At 58.8% G+C, this 22500-nt stretch carries 27 protein-coding genes; 19 read left to right on the top strand and 8 right to left on the bottom strand.

The features are described from left to right. The first annotated feature begins 8 nt into the window (after nt 1–8). Genes ACFO24_RS07110 through ACFO24_RS07055 form a run of 12 tightly spaced genes read left to right on the top strand, consistent with a single transcriptional unit; the run spans nt 9 to nt 11553 of the window. On the top strand, nt 9–3116 hold the full coding sequence (locus tag ACFO24_RS07110; protein ID WP_377737702.1) for a DUF4815 domain-containing protein: 3108 nt from the start codon (nt 9–11) through the stop codon (nt 3114–3116). 24 nt (nt 3117–3140) lie between these two features. After that, nucleotides 3141–4274 carry a hypothetical protein gene (locus tag ACFO24_RS07105; RefSeq protein ID WP_377737700.1) on the top strand — a complete coding sequence of 378 codons (1134 nt, stop codon included), beginning with the start codon at nt 3141–3143 and terminating at the stop codon, nt 4272–4274. A gap of 17 nt (nt 4275–4291) precedes the next feature. Beyond that, nucleotides 4292–4699 carry a hypothetical protein gene (locus tag ACFO24_RS07100; protein WP_377737699.1) on the top strand — a complete coding sequence of 136 codons (408 nt, stop codon included), beginning with the start codon at nt 4292–4294 and terminating at the stop codon, nt 4697–4699. Further along, a complete protein-coding gene (locus tag ACFO24_RS07095) occupies nt 4696–4950 on the top strand; it encodes a hypothetical protein (RefSeq protein WP_377737698.1) in 255 nt (84 codons plus the stop codon). The genes ACFO24_RS07100 and ACFO24_RS07095 overlap by 4 nt, the downstream gene beginning before the upstream one ends. 14 nt (nt 4951–4964) lie before the next feature. Next, complete coding sequence (locus ACFO24_RS07090) at nt 4965–6161, top strand: phage tail sheath protein (protein WP_377737697.1); 1197 nt, start codon at nt 4965–4967, stop codon at nt 6159–6161. 29 nt (nt 6162–6190) lie between these two features. Next, nucleotides 6191–6700, top strand: coding sequence for a phage major tail tube protein (locus ACFO24_RS07085; RefSeq protein WP_377737696.1), 510 nt, complete (start codon nt 6191–6193; stop codon nt 6698–6700). 36 nt (nt 6701–6736) lie between these two features. Further along, nucleotides 6737–7081: a phage tail assembly protein gene (locus ACFO24_RS07080; RefSeq protein WP_377737695.1), complete on the top strand. Its 345-nt coding sequence runs from the start codon at nt 6737–6739 to the stop codon at nt 7079–7081. An 8-nt stretch (nt 7082–7089) separates the two neighbouring features. Continuing rightward, the gene (locus ACFO24_RS07075) at nt 7090–7224 is read left to right on the top strand and encodes a GpE family phage tail protein (RefSeq protein ID WP_377737693.1); all 135 of its coding nucleotides are present in this window, start codon (nt 7090–7092) and stop codon (nt 7222–7224) included. A 27-nt stretch (nt 7225–7251) separates the two neighbouring features. Next, on the top strand, nt 7252–7491 hold the full coding sequence (locus ACFO24_RS07070; RefSeq protein WP_377737692.1) for a hypothetical protein: 240 nt from the start codon (nt 7252–7254) through the stop codon (nt 7489–7491). Between the two features lie 36 nt (nt 7492–7527). After that, nucleotides 7528–10089: a phage tail tape measure protein gene (locus ACFO24_RS07065; protein ID WP_377737691.1), complete on the top strand. Its 2562-nt coding sequence runs from the start codon at nt 7528–7530 to the stop codon at nt 10087–10089. A 7-nt stretch (nt 10090–10096) separates the two neighbouring features. Beyond that, the gene (locus ACFO24_RS07060) at nt 10097–10573 is read left to right on the top strand and encodes a phage tail protein (RefSeq protein WP_377737690.1); all 477 of its coding nucleotides are present in this window, start codon (nt 10097–10099) and stop codon (nt 10571–10573) included. Next, the gene (locus ACFO24_RS07055; RefSeq protein ID WP_377737689.1) at nt 10570–11553 is read left to right on the top strand and encodes a phage late control D family protein; all 984 of its coding nucleotides are present in this window, start codon (nt 10570–10572) and stop codon (nt 11551–11553) included. Before ACFO24_RS07060 ends, ACFO24_RS07055 begins: the two co-directional genes overlap by 4 nt. A 131-nt stretch (nt 11554–11684) precedes the next feature. Here ACFO24_RS07055 and ACFO24_RS07050 read toward each other — a convergent pair whose 3' ends face one another. The 7 genes from ACFO24_RS07050 to ACFO24_RS07020 all read right to left on the bottom strand — a co-directional run bounded on the left by ACFO24_RS07050 (nt 11685) and on the right by ACFO24_RS07020 (nt 16221). Beyond that, on the bottom strand, nt 11685–12170 hold the full coding sequence (locus ACFO24_RS07050; protein WP_377737687.1) for a hypothetical protein: 486 nt from the start codon (nt 12168–12170) through the stop codon (nt 11685–11687). Nucleotides 12171–12172: 2 nt separating this feature from the next. Then, entirely contained in the window at nt 12173–12505 is a 333-nt protein-coding gene (locus ACFO24_RS07045; protein ID WP_377737686.1) for an STAS-like domain-containing protein, read from the bottom strand. Continuing rightward, the gene (locus ACFO24_RS07040) at nt 12498–13619 is read right to left on the bottom strand and encodes a hypothetical protein (RefSeq protein WP_377737685.1); all 1122 of its coding nucleotides are present in this window, start codon (nt 13617–13619) and stop codon (nt 12498–12500) included. Before ACFO24_RS07040 ends, ACFO24_RS07045 begins: the two co-directional genes overlap by 8 nt. A 250-nt stretch (nt 13620–13869) precedes the next feature. Further along, nucleotides 13870–14259, bottom strand: coding sequence for an Ltp family lipoprotein (locus tag ACFO24_RS07035; RefSeq protein ID WP_377737684.1), 390 nt, complete (start codon nt 14257–14259; stop codon nt 13870–13872). A gap of 42 nt (nt 14260–14301) precedes the next feature. Then, a complete protein-coding gene (locus ACFO24_RS07030) occupies nt 14302–14535 on the bottom strand; it encodes a hypothetical protein (RefSeq protein WP_377737683.1) in 234 nt (77 codons plus the stop codon). Between the two features lie 333 nt (nt 14536–14868). Next, entirely contained in the window at nt 14869–15831 is a 963-nt protein-coding gene (locus ACFO24_RS07025) for a WYL domain-containing protein (RefSeq protein ID WP_377737682.1), read from the bottom strand. Nucleotides 15832–15867: 36 nt separating this feature from the next. Next, nucleotides 15868–16221, bottom strand: a complete 354-nt coding sequence (locus tag ACFO24_RS07020) for a helix-turn-helix transcriptional regulator (RefSeq protein ID WP_377737681.1) — start codon at nt 16219–16221, stop codon at nt 15868–15870. Nucleotides 16222–16301: 80 nt separating this feature from the next. Between ACFO24_RS07020 and ACFO24_RS07015 the strand changes: the two genes are divergently transcribed. From ACFO24_RS07015 to ACFO24_RS06985, 7 genes are all read left to right on the top strand, one after another. Then, nucleotides 16302–16520, top strand: a complete 219-nt coding sequence (locus ACFO24_RS07015) for a hypothetical protein (RefSeq protein ID WP_377737680.1) — start codon at nt 16302–16304, stop codon at nt 16518–16520. A gap of 23 nt (nt 16521–16543) precedes the next feature. After that, on the top strand, nt 16544–16933 hold the full coding sequence (locus tag ACFO24_RS07010; protein WP_377737679.1) for an Ogr/Delta-like zinc finger protein: 390 nt from the start codon (nt 16544–16546) through the stop codon (nt 16931–16933). A gap of 96 nt (nt 16934–17029) precedes the next feature. Beyond that, the gene (locus tag ACFO24_RS07005) at nt 17030–17317 is read left to right on the top strand and encodes a hypothetical protein (RefSeq protein WP_377737678.1); all 288 of its coding nucleotides are present in this window, start codon (nt 17030–17032) and stop codon (nt 17315–17317) included. After that, entirely contained in the window at nt 17314–17499 is a 186-nt protein-coding gene (locus tag ACFO24_RS07000; protein WP_377737677.1) for a hypothetical protein, read from the top strand. Before ACFO24_RS07005 ends, ACFO24_RS07000 begins: the two co-directional genes overlap by 4 nt. Beyond that, nucleotides 17496–17903 (top strand): ASCH domain-containing protein, encoded by a 408-nt coding sequence (locus ACFO24_RS06995; RefSeq protein ID WP_377737676.1) that lies wholly within the window; start codon nt 17496–17498, stop codon nt 17901–17903. Before ACFO24_RS07000 ends, ACFO24_RS06995 begins: the two co-directional genes overlap by 4 nt. Continuing rightward, nucleotides 17900–20695 (top strand): toprim domain-containing protein, encoded by a 2796-nt coding sequence (locus ACFO24_RS06990; protein WP_377737674.1) that lies wholly within the window; start codon nt 17900–17902, stop codon nt 20693–20695. Before ACFO24_RS06995 ends, ACFO24_RS06990 begins: the two co-directional genes overlap by 4 nt. Beyond that, nucleotides 20692–20898: a helix-turn-helix transcriptional regulator gene (locus ACFO24_RS06985; protein ID WP_377737673.1), complete on the top strand. Its 207-nt coding sequence runs from the start codon at nt 20692–20694 to the stop codon at nt 20896–20898. The genes ACFO24_RS06990 and ACFO24_RS06985 overlap by 4 nt, the downstream gene beginning before the upstream one ends. A 237-nt stretch (nt 20899–21135) precedes the next feature. On the opposite strand, the gene ACFO24_RS06980 is transcribed toward ACFO24_RS06985, so the two are convergent. Next, nucleotides 21136–22026 (bottom strand): hypothetical protein, encoded by an 891-nt coding sequence (locus ACFO24_RS06980; protein ID WP_377737672.1) that lies wholly within the window; start codon nt 22024–22026, stop codon nt 21136–21138. Nucleotides 22027–22500: the final 474 nt, after the last annotated feature.

The raw sequence follows: 22500 nt of genomic DNA, 5'->3' as shown, positions 1-22500 counted from the left end.
GGCCCGCCATGGAACCGAACACCATCTACAACCGCTTTGACAGCGCCCACGGCTGGGAGCAAGTGGACTTTCGCGCCGACCGCATCCTGCAATCGGCAGAGCTCAACGAACTGCAAAGCATCCAACGCCAGCGCCTGCGCGACGTGGCCGACGTACTATTCAAAGAGGGCGACATCATCCGCGCCTGCCAGTGCATCACCGACGCGGTCAGCGGGGCCACCACCGTGCAGGGTGGTGCCCTGTACATCGCCGGGGCCGTGCGCGGCATCGCCCCAGCGCAGCTCACCGTACCGCCCCTGGGCACCACCACCGTGGGCGCATACCTGCAGACCAGCCAGCGCAATGAGCAAACCGACCCAAGCCTGTACAACCCTGCCGCAGGCACACGCGGCTATGGCGAAGCCGGGGCCGAGCGCAAAATCGTCACCCTCACCTGGGGCGTACAGGGCGACGGCACGGCAGGCACCTACTACCCCGTGTGGACCATCGTGGACGGGCACGTCATGCCCAAAGAGCCCCCGCCCAACATCGATGCCGTCACCCAAGCCCTAGCCCGCTACGACCGCGACAGCGCCGGGGGCACCTACGTCGTGCGCGGACTGGATGTCGTCATGGGTGCCGACCTGCCCGGCGGCCAGCAGGTGTACACCGTGCGCGAAGGCGTAGCCCGCATCAACGGCCACGCCCTGGAACTGGCGGCCAGCCGCCGCCTGGTGTACAACGCCCAGCCCAACTTGCAGCGCATCGACAGCGAGCCGCACCTGAGCAGCACCGAAGCGGCCCAGCGCATCCCCTTTGACCGCACCCCCGCCGTAGGCCTGCCACAAGTGCGCATTCAGGCCCGCAAAACCGTGCAACTCACCCACGGCGGCTTTACCGGCGCAGCCGACCCCCTGCCCGACGATGCCGTGCTGCAAATCGAAAGCATCACCCAAGGCGGCACCACCTACCAGCCAGGCAGCGACTACAAGCTTGCCCAGAACCAAGTGGACTGGAGCGCCGCCGGTGCCGAACCCAACCCCGGCAGCACCTACCAGGCCACCTACGTCTATATGACCCAGGCCACCCCCACTGACGTAGATGCCACAGGCTTTACCGTCGCCGGGGCCCTGACCGGCACCCTTATCCACACCACCTACGACTACGCCCAGCGCCGCTACGACCGCTTGGTCATGACCGACACCGGCACCCTGCAATGGATTGCGGGCGTACCCGCCCCCTGGGCACCCAAGCCCCCCAGCATCCCCACCGGCGTACTGCCCCTGGCCACCGTGTACCAAAGCTGGGATGCCCTGCGCCGCTGCGACCAAGATGCCGTGCGCGTGGTGCCCATGCAAACCCTCAAGGCCTACCAAGACCACCTGCAAAGCATCTACGCAGACCTGGCCGAACTGCGCCTTTCCGTCGATGCCAGCGGGCGGCACAGCGGAATCAAAAAAGGCCTGTTTGCCGACCCCATGCTGGGCAACGACCTGCGTGATGCCGGGCAACCGCAAACCGCCCACATCCTGGGCGGCCACCTGCAACTGCCCATAACCGTGGCCCTGCACCAGATCGGCCTGGGCATTCACACCGCCCAGACCACCGACTACGCCGCCGTGCCCGTGCTGGCCCAAACCGGACGCACCGCCAGCATGTTGGTCAATCCCTACAGCGCCTTTGACCCCCTGCCCCGGCAAGCCACCATTACCCCAGCGGTGGACTACTGGACAGATGTGGACACCCTCTGGGCCAACCCCCTGGTGCAACGCCTCACCCCCACCCAGGCCGTCACCGCCGCCGCTGAAATCCTGCGCAGCGAAGCCACCAGCCAGCTAGAGCACCTGCGCCAGATCGACATTGCGTTTGATTTAGACTTCCCCCCGGGCGAAACCCTGGCGGGCATCACCTTTGACGGCATCGCCGTGGCTGCCCAGCCCCTACCCAATGGCTCCTTGGTGGCCGATGCACAGGGCCTACGCGGCAGCTTCACCATCCCCCCCGGGGTGCCTGCGGGCAGCAAAAACATTGTCTTCACCGGCCAGGGCGGCAACCGAGCCGAGGCCGTATTTACCGGCCAGGGCACCCTGCTGGAGCGCACGGTCAGCAAGGTGACCGTGCAGCTGTACGACCCCCTGGCGCAAACCTTCACACTAGACAACCCCCGCGAAATCTGCGGCGTAAACCTGTGGTTTACCGATGCAGGCACCAGCGACGTGCAAGTGCAGCTGCGCGAAGTCGTAGGCGGCGTGCCGTCCCGCGCCATCGTGGCCGAATGCGTGCTGCACAGCACCGCCATTGCCCCCGCTAGCCAGCCCACCACCGCCAGCTGGGCACCGCTGGCACTGGAGGCCGGGGTGGAATACGCCATCGTCATCCTCACCAACGACCCCGCCTGCGCCCTGGCCGTGGCCGAGCTGGGCGGCTGGGATGAACACCGCGCCCAGTACATCACCAGCCAGCCCTACAGCGTGGGCGTGCTGCTATCGAGTTCCAACGCCAGCACCTGGACACCGCACCAGGGCAGCGATTTAACCTTTGAGCTGCTGGCCGCAGAACACAGCACCAGCCCCCGCACCATCGACCTGGGCACCGTCACCGTAGAGGATGCCACCGACCTCATGGTGCAAGCCGGCGTTGTGCTGCCCGCAGCCGCTGCAGCCGCCCTGTTTTCGCTGCAGCTAGAGGGCGGGCAAGTCCACCAAGTGGCCGCAGGCCAAGCCGTGCAACTGCCCAGCCGCTACAGCGGCACCGTACAGGTGCAGGCGCAACTAAGCGGCAACACCCACCACAGCGCCCACCTGCTGCCAGGCCTGCAACTGGTGGACGGTAGCGTGCAGCAGCAGGGCGACTACATCACCCCTGCCATCAACGCCGGGGACAACGTGGCCCTGCACGTCGTGCTGCAAGCAGCCCTACCCGCAGGCAGCGCCGTCACCGTGCAAATGCAGGCCAGCGATCAAGACACCTGGGCGCAGGTGCCCTTTATCGCCAGCAGCCCGCAAAGCGCCGGGGTGCTAGAGCTGACCTACCGCCTGGACGGCATTAGCGCCCAGCGCCTGCGCGTGCGCCTGCTGCTAACCGGCAGCCACAGCGCCCGCCCCCTGGTGACCAACCTGCGGGCCATCGTCGTTTAACCCTCACCGTCACGGATCACCCCCATGCACCAAGACACCACCGAGCACCTGGGCCTGCCCCTGCCCCACCCCAACAACCGCCTGCAAGACGACGTGCTGCACCTGCGCGAAGCCATGCACGGCATCGACCGCGCCCTGTACCAACACAGCCAGGCCACCACCGCACTAGGAGAGAGCGTGCAAGACATCACCCCCGAAATCACCGCCCAATTGCAAGCGCAAACCCAGGCGCTGGGCAGCCAGATGCAGGCGGGCACCCAGGCCGTTACCGAAGCCGTGGCCACGCAGGCCCAGGCCACCACCCAGGCCCTGGGCACCGAGCTGACTGCGCAGGCCCAGGCCATCCAAACCCTGGCGGACGAAATCGCAACCCGCGCCAGCGCCCAGCAGTTGCAGGCTGCATTTGCAGCCCAGGAGCAATTTATGGGTGCAGCCATGGCGCAAGGCTCACACAACTTCCCTATCGTCAAAATGTTCACCGAAAGCGGCAGCTACATCTTCCCCTGCCCCGGCACCATCTTTATGCGTGCCGTAGGCGCTGGGGCTGGGGCGGGTGCCAAGGTGGGCGGCTCGGGCGGGTGGGGTCAGGTCGTAAAAAATGTGCAGGCGGGCGACCAGGTCGCGTTTGCCATTGGTGCGGGAGGGATTGGCGGCTACTCAAAGAGTCAGAGCGGATCGAGCGGTTGGGATTTTTATGTAGCAACAGATGGCGGCGACACCATTGTCACCCTGCGCGATGAAGAGTACCTGGCCGCAGGCGGTGCCGGTCAGAGTGATCGGTTTGTCACGGCTGGCAATGCCCCAAAGCCATCGACTGGCCCATGGGACTTCTGCCTGCCCGGCGGAGTATTCGGATCAGGCAATGTGCAGGGGGTGTTACTCAACAACAACCGGAACGATAGCCAACTTGACGGATGGGGCACGAAGATCACCGACGGAAATAAGGTCTTTAGCAGTGTCGCGCCAGCGGGGTTGTTTGCGGCGGGGTCGTCGGCGATGGGTAGTGGCTACAACGGTTATGCAGGCGGCCTGGGTGCTGGCGGCGGTACCGGTTTTCTCACCCTAAACCAGGACGGCAGTGTGTACGGTTGGCTCTACGGCGGCAGAGGCGGCGATGGCCTTGTGATCCTGTACTTCTGGCCGCAGACGAATCCGTAAAAAAAAGGAACCGCATCATGCAACCCCATCGTATCGAAATCATCGACAGCACCGGCAAAGTTACAAACACCATCGTCGCCAGCGCAGAATTTGTCCAGCAGCAGTACCCTGGCCGCTGGCAACTGGCAGCAGAGCAACAACAGGAGCCCCCTGCGCCCGCAGAAAACACGCGCCTGACCGTGCTGCAGTTCCGCCAGCGCTTCACTCTCGCAGAAAAAGCCGCGATCGATTTGGCCGCCATCGACAACCCCACCGCCGTGCTTGAGCAGCGCCAGCAAGCGGCCATGCTGCGGGCCGTGCTGGCCGACCAAGCCGCCGCAGAATTCATTGATCTGGCCGATGCCAGCACCATCGAAAGCGTGCAAATGCTTGTGCAAGCGGGCCTGCTGACCGAGCCACGCGCTGCAGAGGTGCTTGCCCCGTGAAAACCTACCTGCTCAACATCGCCATTGCCATCGATCAGGCGGCCAATGCACTGCTGGCAGGCCACCCCGACGAAACCCTCAGCAGCCGCGCCTGGCGGGCCGAGCAGTCTGGGCAACGTTACTGGGGCTGGACGCGCCGCTTCATCGACCTGCTGTTTTTCTGGCAGCCCGGCCACTGCCGCGCCGCTTATGAAGCGGAGCGCAAGCGCCGCCCATTCCTCACCCCCTTTCACCCTTTCAATCCTGAATAAAAGGAGCTTTCAAAATGTCCCTTGCTGGCTACCACCACGGTGTGCGTGTTGAAGAAATCAACACCGGCACCACCACCTTGCGCATCGTCTCCACCGCCGTCATTGGCCTGGTGGCCACCGCCCCCGATGCCGACCCTGAAAAATTCCCCCTCGATACCCCCGTGCTGTTCACCAACGTGGCCAAGGCGCTGGACGCTGCCGGGGCCAGCGGCACCCTGCCCGTAGCCCTCAAGGCCATTGCCGACCAGGCGCGGCCTGTGCTGGTGATCGTGCGGGTGCCGGTGGGCGAGGGTGCCACCGAAGCAGAGCGCCAGGCCGACCAAACCAGCCTGGTCATTGGCGAGAACGTGGGCGGCAAGCGCTCGGGCATCCAAGCGCTGCTGGTAGCGCAGCAACAGCTGAAAGTGAAGCCGCGCATCCTGGGCGCTCCGGGGCTGGACACCAAGCCCGTGGCCGATGCCCTCACCGCTGCCGCGCAAAAGCTGCGGGCCATGGCCTACGTCAGCGCCGACGGGGCCGAAGATGTCAGCGCCGCCCTCACCTACGCCGAAGGCTTTGGCCAGCGCGAGACCATGGTCTGCTGGCCCGACTTCAAAGCCTGGAGCACCCAAGACAACGCCGCAGTGACCGTGCCCGCCGTGGCCTATGCCCTGGGCCTGCGGGCCAAGATTGACGTAGAGCAGGGCTGGCACAAAACCCTGTCCAACGTGCCCGTCAATGGCCCGGTGGGCATCAGCAAAGATGTGTTCTTTGACCTGCAAAGCAGCGAGACAGATGCAACCTTGCTCAACGAGGGCAATGTCACCACCCTCATCAACTACCAGGGCTACCGCTTTTGGGGCAGCCGCACGTGCAGCACGGATGAGCTTTTCCGCTACGAATCGGCCGTGCGCACCGCCCAGGTGCTGGCCGACACCATTGCCGAAGGGCACTTTGAGTTTGTCGATAAGCCCCTGCACCCCTCTGTGGTGAAAGACATCATCGAAGGCGTGAACGCCCGTTTTCGCAGCCTCAAAGCGCTGGGCTACATCCTTGACGGCAAATGCTGGTTCGATGCCGAGGTGAACACCAACGAAAACTTGAAGGGCGGCAAGCTGATCATCGACTACGACTACACCCCCGTGCCCCCCATTGAAGACCTGGGCTTTCGCCAGCGCATCACTGACAAGTATTTCAGCGACTTTGCCCTGCGCGTGGCCACGGGCCAATAACCGACACCCCCAATTAGGAGAAAACAACCATGGCACTGCCCCGCAAACTGGTGAACTTCGCCACCTTTATCGACGGCACCAACTACATGGGCGAAACGCCCGAAGTCACCCTGCCCAAGCTGGCCCGCAAGGTCGAAGAGTTCCGCGCCGGCGGAATGGAAGGCCCGATCGATCTGGACTTTGGCCAAGAAAAAATGGAGGCCGAAATCAAAGCCGCAGGCTGGCCCAAAGGGCTGGTCAGCAAGTGGGGTGCCAGCACCCACGACGCGGTGCTGCTGCGCTTTGCCGGGGCCATCCGCAGCGACGACAGCGAAGCCGTCACCGCCGCCGAAGTGGTCATGCGCGGCCGCCTGGTCGAGCGCGACGGCGGCAGCGAAAAAGCCGGAGAGCTGGCCGAGAAAACCTACAAATACACCCTGAGCTACTACAAAGAGGTGATTGATGGCGAGGTCGTCATTGAAATCGACCTGGTCAATCTGGTCTGCGTCATCGACGGCGAAGACCGCAACAGCGCCATCCGCGCCGCCCTGGGCATTTAAGCGCCCACACCCTGAACCCCACGACGAAAGCCCATCATGAGCGAAAACAAAACCACCACCACTGCCACCGCCATCAACAACACAGAACGGCCCAGCACCAGCATCACGCTGGAAGAACCCATCGTGCGGGGGGCCACCACCATCGAAGCGCTGCAACTGCTGCGCCCACGCACTGCCGACCTGCGCGGCCTGATGCTGGCCGACGTGCTGAACATGAAAGTGGATGCCATGGCCGCCCTGCTGCCGCGCATCACCACCCCCACCCTGGCGGTGCATGAAGTCAATGCCATGGCCCCGACCGACTTGGTGCAATGCGCCCTGGGGGTGGCCGCTTTTTTGGTACCCAAATCAGCCAAGCAGGAGGAGGAACAGCCAGCGTAGAAGATGCCATGGCAGACATCGCCATGATTTTTCACTGGCCGCCAGCGGCAATGCAAGACATGGACGTGGGCGAGCTGCTGCACTGGCGCAACCTGGCCGTGCAGCGGCATAACGCCCAGCACGCCAGCCCAAAACAGAAATAGAAAGAACCTGCGGTAACATGCAACACCATGACCACCCCCCTTATCGTCACCCTGGCTGTACTGGCACTGCTGGCCGTGCTGGGTGGCATCGTCATGGTGTGCTACTTAAGCGCCCGTGCCGCCCATCGCGGCATCACCGCACTGCTGGCCGACAGCCCACAGCAGGCGCAAGCCAAAGCGCAGCAGGCCCAGCGCATTGCCGCGCTGCTGGCCGAAACCGAGCAGGTGCAACGCGACCTGCAAACAATGATCAACGCCAGCAAGTAGCCCAAGTAGCCAAGGCACGGGCGCAAGGGCTGCGCCATGCTTGATAGATTACGCCTTGAAGTGCTGCTGGGCGCGGTCGATAAACTGACCGGCCCGATGCGCAAAGTGCAAAAAACCACCCAGGAAGCCAGCCAGCGCCTGGACGCGCTGAACACCACCGCAAAAAAACTGGGGCAGCAAAAAGCCCTGGTGGAATCGTTTAACAAACAGCGCGAGGCGGCCAGCGCCGCAGCAACAAAACTGCGCCAGGCACAAACCCAGCTGCAAGCCCTGGGGGCCGTGGGCACCACCAGCGCTGCCCAGATGGCCAAGGCCCAAAAGGCCGTGGACAAAGCCAGCAGCGCCTACAACAAGCAAAAGACAAAAGTAATTGAGCTGCGCCAGGCGCTAAATCAGGCGGGCATCGGCAACGCCAGCCAGGCGCAAGCACGGCTTCAAGCCAGTCTGGCCGCTACCAATGCACAGATTGATGTGCAGCGGCGCAAGCTGGCCCAAGCGGCTGCCGCGCAAGAGCGGTTCGATAAGCTCAAAAATCAGCGCAATCAGGCCCTGGCCACGGCGGGGATGGTGGTTGCCGGCGGTGCGGCCACCCTGGCCGTGGGGCAGCGCAGCGGCAGCGGCATCGCCCGGCTCCTGCAACCCGGCGTGGAATTTGATACCGCAATGAGCAAAGTGCAGGCCCTGTCGCGCCTGGACAAAGACAGTAAAGAACTGGCCATGCTGCGCCAGCAAGCCAAAGCGCTGGGGGCCAGCACCATGTTCAGTGCCACCGAGGCGGCGCAGGGGCAAGGCTTTTTGGCGATGGCTGGCTTTAAGCCCGAAGACATCAAAGCGGCTATGCCCGGCATGCTGGATATGGCCAAGGCCGGTGATATGGAGCTGGGCCGCACGGCGGACATTAGCTCCAACATCCTGAGCGCATTTGGCATCGACCCCAGCAACATGGGCCAGGTGGCCGATGTGCTGACAAAAACATTCACCACCAGCAACACCACCCTGGAGATGCTGGGCAATACCATGAGCTACGTAGGCCCCGTGGCCCGCGCCGCAGGCGTGGACTTGCAAACCACGGCAACCATGGCCGGCCTGCTGGGCAACGTCGGCATCCAGGGAGAAAAAGGCGGCACCGCTTTGCGGGCCATGCTGCTGCGCCTGTCCGCCCCCACCGGCGGGGCGGCCAAGATGCTAAAAAAACTGGGCGTACAAACGCGCGATGCCAAGGGCAACGTGCTGGGCGTGACCGATGTGCTGACCAATTTAGCCAAGCAAACGGAAAAAATGGGTAGCGCCCAGCGCCTGGAAGCGCTGAAAACAATTTTTGGCGAAGAGCCTGCAGCCGCCATGGCCGAGCTGATCGAGAAATCTGGCAGCGGCGGCATCATCGAGTACTTGGACAAAGTCAAAGACAGCGCGGGCGCAGCTGGCAAGACGGCCAAAGTCATGGCCGACAACCTTACGGGCGACATGGACGAGCTGTCCAGCACCTGGGAGGATGTGCGCATCCAGCTTTTTGAAACCAACGCGGGCGAAATCCGCGCCTGGGTGCAAAAAATTACCGGGGCCATCCGCGCCGTGGGCGACTGGCTGCGCGAGAACCCCATTGCCACCCAGTGGCTAGTGCGCGGGGCCATTGGCTTTGCCGTGCTCACCACTGCCGTGGGAGCCTTGATGATCCCGCTGGGGCTGATCTTGGCCAAAATGGCACTGCTGCGCTTTGCCTTTGGTATGGTGGGGGTGACGCTGCCGGGCATCGCAGGGGTGTTCAAAGCCGTAGGCGGTGGCCTGGTCCGCCTACTGCCAGTGCTGGCCCGCTTTGCCCCAATGCTGCTGCGCCTGCTGGGGCCAGTGGGCCTGCTGATTACCGCTGGCATCATGCTGTACAACAACTGGGACGGTGTAGTTGGCGGGGCCAAGCTGCTGTGGGAGGATTTGCTGGGCTTTCTGGCGCGAATCGGGCAAGGCATTGCCGCTGGCTTTGGGAGGCTGGTGCAGGCCGGGCGCTCCGTGCTGAACAGCGGCGTGAGTGGGTGGGCTAAAACCCTGCTCAATTTCAGCCCCTTTGGACTGCTGTGGCGCGGCATTACCGCCGCCCTGAGCGCCCTGGGCATTGAGGTGCCCGCAAAATTCCAAAGCCTCGGCGCTGCCGTGGTCGATGGGCTAATTGGCGGCATTGGCAGCAAGCTGGCCGCGCTGCGCGATACCGTCATGCAAATGGGCGGGCAGGCCTGGCAAGCGTTTAAAGAAAAGCTGGGGATTCACAGCCCCAGCCGCGTGTTCATGCAACTGGGTGGTCACATCAGCGAAGGCGCTGCCCTGGGCATCGAGCGCAGCCAAAAACTGGCGGCCAGCGCCGCCCTGGGGCTGGCCGCTGCCAGCATGGCCCCCATGGCCAGCGCAGGCCCGGCCCTGGCCAGCAGCGCAGGGGCAGGTGCCGGGGCGGGCAGTGCAGCGGGCAGCAGCTACAACATCACGATCACGATCAACGCCCCGGCGGGGGCAGACCCACAGGCCATTGCCGCTGCGGTGCGCATGGAGCTGGACAAGCGCGAGCGCTACAACCGGGGCCGGGTACTGAGCCAGATGAGCGACATGGAGTAAAGCGCTTATGAGCATGAGCAGCATGATGGCCCTGGGCCAATTCATCTTTGGCCTCGATAGCCTGGCCTACCAGCAGCTGCAGCGACAGCAGGACTGGCGCCACCCCAGCAATAGCCGGGTGGGGGCACGGCCAGCGCGGCAGTTTGTTGGCCCTGGCGAAGACAGCATTACCCTGACCGGTGTGCATGCGCCAGAATTTCGCGGCTCGCGCCGGGTGCTAGATGATCTACGGGCCATGGCCGACGCGGGCAAAGCCTACGCCCTGGTCAGCGGCACCGGCGATGTGCTGGGTGCCTGGGTGATTGACGGCGTGCAAGAAAGCGCCAGCTACTTCACCGCCCAGGGTGTGGCCCGGCGCGTGGAATTTACGCTGACCCTCAAGCGCGTGGACGATCACTTGGCCGAGCCGGACGGCGGTGCCCAGGGCGGCAGCGACCCATGGTGGGATGATGACGATGATTTTTGGCAATGGTGGCTGCTATGAGCTATCCCCAGCCCGACTACCGCCTGAGCGTAAACGGCCAGGACATTACCCCCAAGCTGGGGGGGCGACTGATCGAACTGCGGCTGAGCGAGAGCCGGGGCGAAGAGGCCGACCAGTTGAGCCTGACCCTGGACGATGCCGATGGCCGCATGGCCATCCCCCCCAAGGGGGCCACCATCGACGTGCAGCTGGGCTGGGCCGGCCAATTGGTGGACAAGGGCAGTTTTGTGGTCGATGAGACTGAGCACAGCGGTGCCCCCGACCGCATCAGCATTCGCGCCCGCAGTGCCAACATGGGGCAAAGCCTGCGCCAGCGCACCAGCCGCAGCTGGCACAACACCACTCTGGGCACCATCGTGCAAGAACTGGCGCAGGCAAATGACCTGCCCGCCCGCATCGCCCCCGCCCTGGCGCAGCTGCCGGTGCAGCACCTGGATCAAACCAACGAAAGCGACTTGCACCTGCTCACCCGCCTGGCCCGCCAGCATGACGCGGTGGCCACGATCAAAAAAGGGCAGCTCATCTTTTTGCCCATCAACAGCCGTACCACGGCCAGCGGCCAGCCGCTGGACTCCATCCACATCACCCGCGGCAGCGGCGACCAGCACCGCTGGCACACGGCCGAGCGCACAAGCTACACCGGCGTGCAAGCCCACTGGCACGATACGCACAGCGCCCAGACGCACACCGTCACCGCCGGGCAGGATGGGGACAGCACCAAGACCCTGAAAGACACCTACGCCACCGAGCGCGAAGCCAGCGCCGCCGCCCAGGCCGAGCTGCAACGCATTGACCGAGGGGCCGCCACCCTGAGCCTGACCCTGGCCCTGGGCCGCCCCCACCTAATGCCGCAATCGAGCGTGACGGTACAGGGCTTTAAGCCCGAGATAGATGGGCAAGACTGGCTGGTAAAGACGGTGGAACACACGATTGCCGATGGCGGCTACACCACCCGCCTGGAGTGCGAGCGCCTAGCATAATTGCTCACAGCGTTTAGTTTTGGCGTGCGCGCCACAGCCTGAGAAGAAGCGGCTACACCAGCAAGATCACTCTGGAAACACAACAAGCCGAGGGCGTGGAGTGGGCCGAATGTAACTTCGGCTAAATTAAATTATGAAACGTGTCTATTAATTTCCCGTAGACAATTAATTAACGCATTGCTTTTGTCGTAAATATTTAATACAACTAGATCATCAGCATTATATCGATCAGTTCTTGGCGAAAGAATTTTTTCTGTGATCGCTTGTCTAAAATCAATAATTAATTTTGCTTTAACCTGATGATCTGAGAAACCAAATGAATGCAAGTCATTATTTAATTCAGTAATCAATACGGATATATTGTGATAATCTGTTTTTACTTTAACTGATTTTTCTCGATCATAATCTAAACAAAAAATATTAGCAGCACTTTTTGTAATGTCGTGTACAGCATCGCATAATTGATTGCAACGTACACCAATCGCCTTTTTCTTATCGCGCTTAGTTGTTAAATACTCTTTTAAAAAGACTGGGGCAATCTTTCCAAAAACCCATGAAACAAATGCGCCGACAGTAAAAGAACTCCAAGAGAAATTTTCAAAAATTGCGGCAAGCATAATTAATTATTATTAACTGCATCATTTATATATTGTCTAATTTCTTCTTCATACGTCGGGTCATCTTTTGATATAAATTCAAATATTTCTTGCAACTCTCTTGGATCAAATCCAAGACGAACAAGACCGCCAAATGCTTCCTCTAGAAAAGACGACCCATATCCATCTGTGCCATCAAGGTCGATAATAATTTTTTTATTACCAGCCTTTAATTCTTTTACAAGAATTGTATCTCTAAATTCTTGTCCAGAAAAAGGACCTTCAGCTGGGACTCTTCCACCGGTAGATTTTGCAAAATCCTTTGCAATTGAAATCGGCGTAACTAGTTTATTCATCATCTACTCCATCAACCTCAATAAGACTGTCTGCAATCTCTGCAGCCTTATTTAAGGGCAAGACCCACGTTATCAATGTTCCTTCGAGGAACTCTTCAAAATTCTTTGACTTAGCATTAGGGTAGTTGTAGTGATACGAACCCTGCCTGCTATGTATTGTCAGCGATCCTTCCCCAACTAGCTTGATGAGTTGATGCATGTCCTGTAGTCCTTTACCACGATAACTTTTAAGGGTTCCGGTTCTGCCGAGTTCTACAGCGGCCTCAATCATCTGTGCATCGTCAGGATTTACAATTGGAAGAAGGGAAAAAACACCTCTAATCTGTTCCATTCCATATTTTCGAACAAGTGTTTTTGGTATACCAACTCCACAATCATAGAAACTTAGTGATAGCTCATTTTTACTAACATTCAAGTGCCCATTTAACCACCATCGACCAAGCATTTTTTTTGTACGAATAGATTTAGTTTGATATGCATGATGGCTAACATTCGACATAGCCTCTTTAATTGCTCTAACAATTTTTAGAGCAATCGGCTTATACAGTTGAATATCATCGCCAAGCAAATCAATCTTTAATGCTTCGATGTGTGATCCTAATAATTTAACATCTGATCGATACTTTACATATCTTATTGCACCTTTAGTGTAAGTACGTCTGCTTCTTACTCCAAGAATTTTAAAAAATCCTGACTCTGTCAAAACACGCTCCACGCGACGTGAAGATGGATAAGTTCCAGTTACTGAATTTTCACCATAAATCCAACGTAGTTTTTGAATTTTTGCCAACAGAAATGTTAATGCATCTAGAGCAATGTGTTTTGTGTCATTAAAAATTAGCCTGACATTTTTACCATGACTTACAGAATATTCTATTGCAATAAAAAACCGACAACACTCATCGCGCTTTTTTTGATTAAAAGTAAGGTGCTCTGGCACACTAATATCATTCCATTCAAAACGCCTTCCAATTTTTAGATTTCGCTGACGTGAGAACTTTGCGGAAAATTCAGTCTTACTTCCTCTTCGTTCTTTTTTTCGAATTTTCTCTGCAAGGCGTAGTACCCTTACCCGTTCAATCATTCGCGCTTGGCTTTGAGTTTTCACTAACATTTTTATGATCGGTATCCACTTCAATGCGCGTGTTCATTGCACGCTAGGCTCTACCTCGTTGCCGCTTACCAACCACCAAGCACGTCATTTGCTCCGCATGGGCAGGGCTAAAAAATAAAGCCAGGGAGAAAATGACAAGCAGATAGCGCATCACTGCCCCAAAGTTATCGGTAAATCTGCTTACTCGCACTGATCGTCCCATCTTGGCAAACAAACTTGCCGTTCTGGCACTCCGAAAGACTGGCTCAGATCAGCAAGCGCCTACGGCACGCGCACCATGGGTGGCTTGGTCTTTGGTGTAGCCATCGCCTGCGCTGGATGAGAGCTGCTCAATGAGCCCTTTGCATGAAAAGCCCATAATGTCCAAATACTGCTTGGCCGATCTTTCAGCCTGCTTGTTCCAATCTACACTCAGGCTATCCACAGCCACAGTGGCATCAGACTCTTTGTAGCCGTCCCCCGCGTCTGATGAGAGTTGGTTGATAAGTCCGTCCCGAGAAAAACCTTGAAAGCTCAGGTATTGCTTCGCCGAACGCACAGCATTTTTTTGCGGGGCAGTCAGACTTTGAGCAAAGGTCGGTGCTGCCAGCATGGTAAGTACAATGAACGGAAGAGCGGCGCGTGAGAGTAAATTTTTCATGGTGGTCACCTATATATTTAATGGCTAATAATTTTTTATGAATCAACCCGCAATCTTGGTGCAGCGGCTCAGTAATTTGTTATAAGCACGTGACGTATATTGACTTGGAATAATCCAGCCGCCATAGCTTGGATTGCGCCGCCCGTCCCAGCGACAAATATCAAACATGATTTGTTCTAATGGCCCTGCGGTGGGGCCAGAAACAGCCATATCGCCGCTCGGTAATTGCGTAGTTTTGATCTGGCCATCCATTCCAGATACAACAAAGATACTCATCCCGTCTCCTACTGTTGTTTCACGTATTACAGGGCTTTGTGATTTATTTAAAAAGCGGTGCTGCTTAAATTAGCTGCATGCTACAAACCACTTCAGACCAAGTTATTTACAAAACACGGGCTGTCGGCCCGAGTACGTTTATCAAAGCACCGCTACTGCCGACTGCGCGACAACTTCGTAAGCGATGGAATCAGCGCATTCAGCTGCTTGGTAATGGCATTGCATTCTTTGATCAATCGCCTGGACGCTACAGACTGATCAATCACGCCGTGGTGGTCGGCCAACTTGCCAGCATTCAGCAAATCAAACTGCCGCCCTTTAAGGTAAATAAACTCATACTAATCCTCGAAAAATATCTTCATCAACCACCGTTACGCCCAGCTCTTCAGCCTTGGCAATTTTGCTGGGGCCAGCTCGCGGCCCGGTCACAAGGTAATCTAGGGTTTTGCCAACGGTGCTGCGTACGTCCCAGCCTGCGGCATCTGCTAGCTCTTCCAGCTCTTCGCGGCGCTTGGCTGTAAATCCGGTGAACAGCACGGCGGTTTGCCATTCTTTTTTGGTGGTCACAGCAGGCGCAGGCTTGTAAGTCATCGCCTTGCGCGGGTGAACGCTAGAAAGCAGTTGCTTGACCGAGAGTATTTCTCCGCTCTCTATATCGACCAAACTGCCACGAATCCGGTCCGTGCGGAAGGTACGAAAATCTTGCCTTGTATGGCAATAACCTTCCAGGTAGTTAAGGCCATTGGCCTCGGAAATTGAACTTACCTTTACCGTGCGCTCCAGGCTTTGCCCAGTATTATCTTTATAAGTAAACCGCAACGTTGCAGGAAAGATTGATTCTGTTTTTTCTTCTTTTATGGTTTTCTTATTATTAGAAGGTTTTTTAGCAGCAGATAAATTATCAACAGACTGTTTATCTTGAGGTAGAAAATCACGGACAACGTTGGGCGAAGTCGGAGAAATAGATTTTTCTATTTCTATTTTTTCGGATATTGGCGACTGCGCTTTCAGGTTACGCCGCCAAAGAATAAAAAATGGCAAAAGCACCATGCCGCCAAATACTGCAACAACCGCATCCCCATCTTTGGGGCCAGGCATTGCAAAAGCACCTGCCAAGCAAAAAGCGCCAAAGGAACATGCCAAAGCACCAAGAAAACAAAGTACCAGCCGTGCTATGCCAGTGCGCTGCTTTCTCGCTGCTGATATGGACAGCTGCCGCCATCCCCACCACCACCCAGCGACCATAAAAATTAGTAAGGCCAGCACAGCCCAACCGCTTGCCGTATCCGTTTGCATCACACCCTCTTCAATTCAGCTCATCACGCAACGTGCCTACGCCGCCCGCTTGGCGCTGCCCTTTACAGGGGCCGCCGGTTGCGCTGCCGCAAAGGCTGCGCCCTCAATAATTTTTTTGCCTTCTTCGCTGGTGTGCTCATAGTTGTCCAGCAGTGCCGCCTGGCGCGGTGTCAGCGTTACGCCGGTCTGGGCTTGACGCTGGCCGGTCAGGATGTAGAGCACATCGACACCGTGAGGGGCCCAGGCAGCAACAGCGACCGCGCTGGGTGCAGCCGAACCACTCTCCCAGTTAAAAAGTGTCTTCCGTGTAGCCGACGCGATAGCCGCAAATTCCGACTGGTTCATGCCCAAACGCTCACGTTCTTCCTTGATGCGGTCACCCATTTGCATAAAAAATTTCCCATCAGTGTTGCAAGTGGGTAATTTTTTACCCATAATGCGCACATCCCTTAACAACCTCTTGACGCATTATGCAAACAAAACCCGCTTCCACTTACAAGCCGCCGCGCAATGGCCAGCGGCTGCGCACTTCGCGCGATGAAATCCTTTATGTGCGCATTGCCCCGCTGGATGCGCAAGAGATGCGCCGCCTGGCCAGCAAGGAGGATTGCACCTTTGCCGCCATGGCCCGCAAGCTGCTGGGCCTGGGCCTGCGCAACTATCCCCGTGGCACCACCGGCCCGCTGTAGAGGGGTGTGTACAGGTGACCGCCATGAATACAAGCGCCAATGACACAGCCCGCGTTGCCCACAAAGGCACGGGCAAAGAGGCGATGCGCCTGCGCTGCCCGCACTGCGATAGCCCATGCGTGATTCGCAGCAGTGAGCACATGTCGGTGCTGACCCGCCAGTCGTTTTATTGCTGCGTGAATGCCGAGTGCGGCCACACCTTTGTGGCCCTGACAGAGATTGTGCGCACCCTCTCGCCCAGTGCTACGCCAAACCCGAGTGTGAATTTGCCGCTGTCCAGCCATGTGCGCCGCGACCTGCTGCAGGCGACGCTACAGAACGCCGGCGTTGCCCCGCACTGCACGCGCTCTACCAAGGCGGTAAATGGCGATTTGTTCGCCATGGGCTTGCCTACTGATTTGCCTGCTGGCTAAAGCGGGCTAACCCCCCTTCTTTCCCCCACCCCTGAGATGTGCCTTTTGCAAGGCGCAGGGATTTTTTTTGCCTAAATTTTTCACAAGGAGCTGACCATGCCAATCACTACCCCCCTGAGTAGAGAGCAAGCCCTTTATCTGCGCTGCATACGCCGCGCCCAGGAAGCGGAGCAAATTTTGGGCGAGCAATGGCGCACTTGCACTGGTAACCCAAAGCTGGAAGAGGCGCTTTTTCTTGGGGCACAGGCTTTGCTAATCGAAATATCTGAGCACTTCCGGAGCTTGCGCTACTGGGGCGGCTTGCTGTTTGCAGGGCCTGGGTCGGAGGCCTGGGAGATAGCCAAAAAGATGCAGCCGCGCGTGGCCAAGGGGGGTGAAGCATGATGGCCTGGCGTGTGACGCATACGGCGCAGCATGGCAAGCGGTCACGCCACCTGGTGATTGCCGCTGGCTGGTTTGAGGCGATGGCGCAGGTGCAGGCCGTTTTCGGCCCGGCGCGGGGGATGTCGGCCATTCGCTTGCCGCTGGGGGTGCAGCCGCACCTGGGCCAAGGGGGTGAGGCATGATGGCCGCACTGAGTATTCGCCAGCCCTGGGCCTGGCTGGTGGTGCAGGGCTACAAGGATATTGAAAACCGCGATTGGCCGACCAATTTTCGGGGCCCTTTGCTGGTGCATGCCGGCCTGACGATGACGCGCAGCGATTACGAGCAAGCCGCCCAGCTGCTGGATGAGGCGGGCTTGCTGCCGCCGGGCGGGCTGCCCGCGTATGAGGCGTTGCCACGGGGTGGTTTGGTGGGCTGGACGCGGGTGGTCGATTGCTGCCAGGAGCATGCATCGCCCTGGAAGCAGGCTGACCGCTGGGGGTTTGTGCTGCGCGATAGCCAGCCTATGCCGTTTTTGCCGTTGAAGGGACGGCTGAACTTTTTCAACGTGCCCAAGGCGGCATTGCAAGGGTGGGCCGCAGCATGAGTGATTTGCTTGACGATATTGCCCAGCGCCTGCAGGCGGACTACAGCATGAAGGTGGCGGGCAAGCATTTGCGCCAGGGCCTGTGCCCAGAGTGCAGCCAAAAGAGTTTGTGGACGTTTGCCGCCAGCCCTTGGGTGGTGCGCTGCGAGCGGCTGAATAACTGTGGCTATGAGGCCCATGCACGGGAGCTGTACAGCGATTTGTTTGAAAGCTGGTCTGACCGTGTGCACAAGGTGGAGGAGGCCAAGCCCGCCGCGCAGCGCAGCCCGACGGCGGTGGCCGATGCGTATTTGCGTGAGGGCCGGGGCTTTGACCTGGCCCTGGTGCGGGGCCTGTACACACAAGAGCAGTATTACGATGCTAAGGCCGACCGGGGCCGGGGGGCGGGCACGGCAACGGTGCGCTTTGTGGTGGGCGACACGCATTGGGAGCGGCTGATTGACCGCCCGGCCCGCTTTGGCAAGAAGAAGGCCAACTTCAAGTATGGCGGCAGTTATGCAGGCCATTGGTGGGCGATGCCCGGCTTGAGCTTTGCCGCGCCCAACCCGGCGCAGCCGGATGCCCCCCAGCCGCCCAAGGAGCTGTGGCTGGTGGAGGGCATCTTTGATGCCATTGCCCTGGCGCACCATGGGATTGCGGCGGTGGCGTTGATGAGCTGCAGCAATTACCCGGAGCATGCGCTGAAGGCGATTGCCGACCAGGTAGAGCGCGAGGGCAAGCAGGTGGCCCGGCCCAAGCTGGTGTGGGCCCTGGATGGGGATAAGGCCGGGCGCGAGTACACGCTGCGCTTTGTACAGCGGGCCACTGAACAGGGGTGGAAGTGCGCGGCCGCACAAATCCCGCAGCGCCGAGGTGCGCCCAAGCAGGACTGGAACGATTTACACCTGCGCGATCGGCTGCAGGACAAGGATGTGCAGACCTACCTCTACCACGGTGCCCTGCTGCTGGCGCAAAGTGCGATGGCCAAGGCCTTGCTGATTTACAACAGGACCAACCGCACGGAGTTTGAATTTGACTTTGGCTGCCGCCTGTATTGGTTTGAGCTGAATCTGGCCGCTTACAGCAAGGCCAAGGAGGCGCTGGAGAAGGCACAGGCGGAGGGGCCGCCGGGCCCGTACCAGAGCGAGCAAGAGATTCGCGCCAAGGCGCTAGAGCAGTCGGGGGTGCTCAAACCCATTGCCAACTGCCTGCCCCGGGCCCTGTACTTTCAGCGCAATGAGGTGACGCAGGAGGCGTGGTACTACTTCAGCATTGCCCAGCCGCATGCCACCCAGGCGGTGAAGGGGACGTTTACATCGGGTCATTTGTCGGCAGCCAGCGAGTTTAAAAAGCAGTTGCTGAACTTGGCCCCTGGGGCCATTTACAGCGGTAGCAGCGCCCAGCTGGAGCGCATGATGCTGCGCCAACTGGAGAAGATCAAGGTGGTGCAGACCGTGGACTTTGTGGGCTACAGCAAGGCACACAAGACCTATTTGCTGGGTGACTATGCGGTCAGCGGCGGCCAGGTGTACCAGGCCAACGAAGAAGATTATTTTGAGATTGGCAAGCTCAGCATCAAGAGCTTGCAGCGCAGCATTGCCCTGCACATCAACACCGACCGCGAGAGCCAGGACAGAAGCTGGCCCCAGCACCTGTGGAATGCCTTTGGCCCAGCGGGTTATGTAGCACTGGCATTTTGGTTTAGCAGCCTGTTTGCCGAGCAGGTGCGGGAGGAGCAGATGTCTTTCCCGTTTCTGGAGATTGTGGGCGAGCCAGGCAGCGGTAAGACGACGCTGATCCAGTTCTTGTGGAAGTTGTTTGGGCGTGACTACGAGGGGTTTGACCCCAGCAAGTCCACCGCCAGCGGCCGGATGCGCACGTTCACGCAGGTATCAAACCTGCCGATTGTGCTGATCGAGAGCGACCGCGAGACCAAGACCGGCAGCAGCGCCCATGTAAAAAGCTTTGACTGGGACGAGCTCAAGGATGCCTACAACGGCCGCAACGTGCGCACCACGGGCGTGCGCACCGGCGGCAATGAGACGTATGAGCCGCCGTTTCGCGCCAGCATCGTCATCAGCCAGAACAACCAGGTACAGGCCAGCCAGGCGATCATGGAGCGTATTTGCCACATGACTTTCACCACGAAGGGCCACACCAAGGCCAGCTTTGAAAGCGCCAAAAAGCTGGAGACCTATGAGATTGAGCAGCTCAGCGGTTTTTTGCTGGCCTGCCTGAAGCAGGAGGAGCAGGTGCTGCAGACCTTTCGCACCGAAACCGAGAAGGCCACCCACTGGCTGCTGGAGCAAGACGGCATCTACAAACCACGCATTGCCAAAAACCACGCCCAGCTGCTGGCCGCCGTGATGGCCATGTACCCCTTGATGCGGATGAGTGAAGCGCAGTTTGAGGCGGTGCGCAGCCAGATCGTGGCCATGGCCCAAGAGCGCCAGCGTGCCATCAGTGCCGATCACCCCCTGGTGCAGGAGTTTTGGGAGGCGTTTGATTACCTGGACGCCATTCCCAAGCCCAGCGTCGGCGGCCCTGTTCACGTGCCCCGCTTGAACCACAGCCGCGACAAGGCCTTGATCGCCGTGAACCTGAACGAGTTTGTGGAGATGGCCAGCAACCACCGCCAGCAGGTGCCGCCCATGAGTGAGCTGAAAAAAGTTTTGCGCACCAGCAAGACCCGCCGCTTTGTGGATGCCAGCCGCGCCGTAAACAGTGCACTTGCCAGCCATCAGGACAGGCCTGATCAGGGCAAGACCGTGCGCTGCTGGATTTTTGAAGCTCCTAACCAAAGCGGCCGATGAGCACACGATTAATCTACCGACGCGATGAACTGCTGAAGGGCCTGAGCATCAGCAAAAGCACTCTGCGTAACTGGATGCTGACGGAGGGCTTCCCTTACCCCATCCAACTTGGCCCACGCGCTGTTGGATGGCCCGCCGCCCAGGTCCATGCCTGGCTGGAAAAGCGCCCCACCGTCCCACCGTTCGAGCTGCAAGACGCTTAATGCCCCGCATACCGGCAACTTAATGGCCTATTTAATGGCCTATAGAAATACAAAAACAATCAAAAACGCGCATGGATAAAGGATTTCAGGCGGATGCTGCCTTCCGCCATTCCAAGGTTTTTTAAGATTCATTGAAGCCCCGAAAGGGGCTTTTTTCACTCTGTATATCTCCCCTCTTTGGGTTTTTAAGGATGTCCTGAACAACTCGGTTTCGCGCGTGCTACGAGACTGAGTTTTTCATCTGGCGCAATGGAGGCCGTCTTTCCAGCGGTTCCGCCTTGTTTGGTGCCCCTTGTGGGGGCCACTTGCGCAGCCGCTGCGGCTGCACGGCTGTTCCACCACGGTGACGTTGGGTGCCTTGGCCCAACCCTTGGCCAGCGCGTCCACCGTGCGCTGCACCATGGCGCGGCGCATCTTGACGGCGGTTGGGTTGGTGACGGGCTTGGCGCTCTTGCTGTAGAGGATGTCGGGGTTGGCATCAGCGCCCTGTGCGGGTACACTAGCAGCCGTGCCGCCGTCAAGGCGAGTTGTGTCACCCTTGGCATCATTGCTGGCAGTGTTCATCGTCGTGCCAGCGGCGGCATCCTTCTCATAGGCAGTCAGCAACCAAACTTTGCTGTCCCCCTTCCAATCCAGGCTCACAGAAGCCTCGCCGCTTTCATCGGCCAAGCGAATACGGTTTTTGCCAGATCGCTTTGGATCGACAGACAGGCGGCTCAAGAATCCCTGTAAATCACCCACTACCTCTGAGTGGAACTTCACCAACTTGGACAGGCCATAGCCATCCTTGTTACCTGTTCCTGCCTCACCCCACACCAGATTAATATCCCCCACTTCGGGATGATGCAGCGCGGCCACGGCCTCGCCATCTTGCAACTCGGTCAGCGCCTTGATAGCCCCTTGGGCATCATGGCGGTACTGCGTCAGGATCGGGCCAAAAGGCCCTCGCTCCTGCTCCTGCTCCTGCTCCTGGGAAGCTTTTTGTTTATCAACGGTAGGCGCTACTGTTTCTGCATCTTGTTGCTGCCCTGCTGCGGCGGCTGTGCCTGCTTCAGTTGCTGCACCACCTGGTTGTGCTGCGCCTGCAGTGGGTTGCCCGATAACATCTGCTGGAACAGGGCCGAACATATCGGCATCTAGTCGGCGTGCATTGACGGCACAATCTGCGCGTTTGGCGGCTGCATCACAGACAGCGAATTGCGCCGCATCAAAGTCACTTTTTCTATGGAGAAAAGAAGTTACGCTCAGCCAGAGGTCTAGCGATCTCTGCTGCCGCCATCGAAATGGCGTATCTGACCAGCAGTTTCTGCAAAACCGAGAAAGCGTGTTTTGTTCTACTGTTGATGGCCAGCAGTACAGCTACTGAGGTGCTCAGACCACAGGGCAGCGGGGCATCAAAAAATGAGGTGGGAGGTGACGCAGATGCAAATCGGAGCCTTAAGGGCTAAGGCTTTTACAGTCATTGATTTGTCACATGTGATTTTGGCTGCTCAACAAGTGTGCAGACACTCTAGTCAGTAGTCAAACTACTGACTAGGTGTCGCATCCCGGACGATTGCATAGATAAAAATCGCTATCCGCTGTTTATGGCGCGATCCGTGC

The sequence above is a fragment of the Comamonas denitrificans genome, from assembly GCF_042654745.1.
GTDB lineage: Bacteria > Pseudomonadota > Gammaproteobacteria > Burkholderiales > Burkholderiaceae_C > Comamonas > Comamonas denitrificans.
This window is presented reverse-complemented; position numbering and strand designations above follow the sequence as displayed.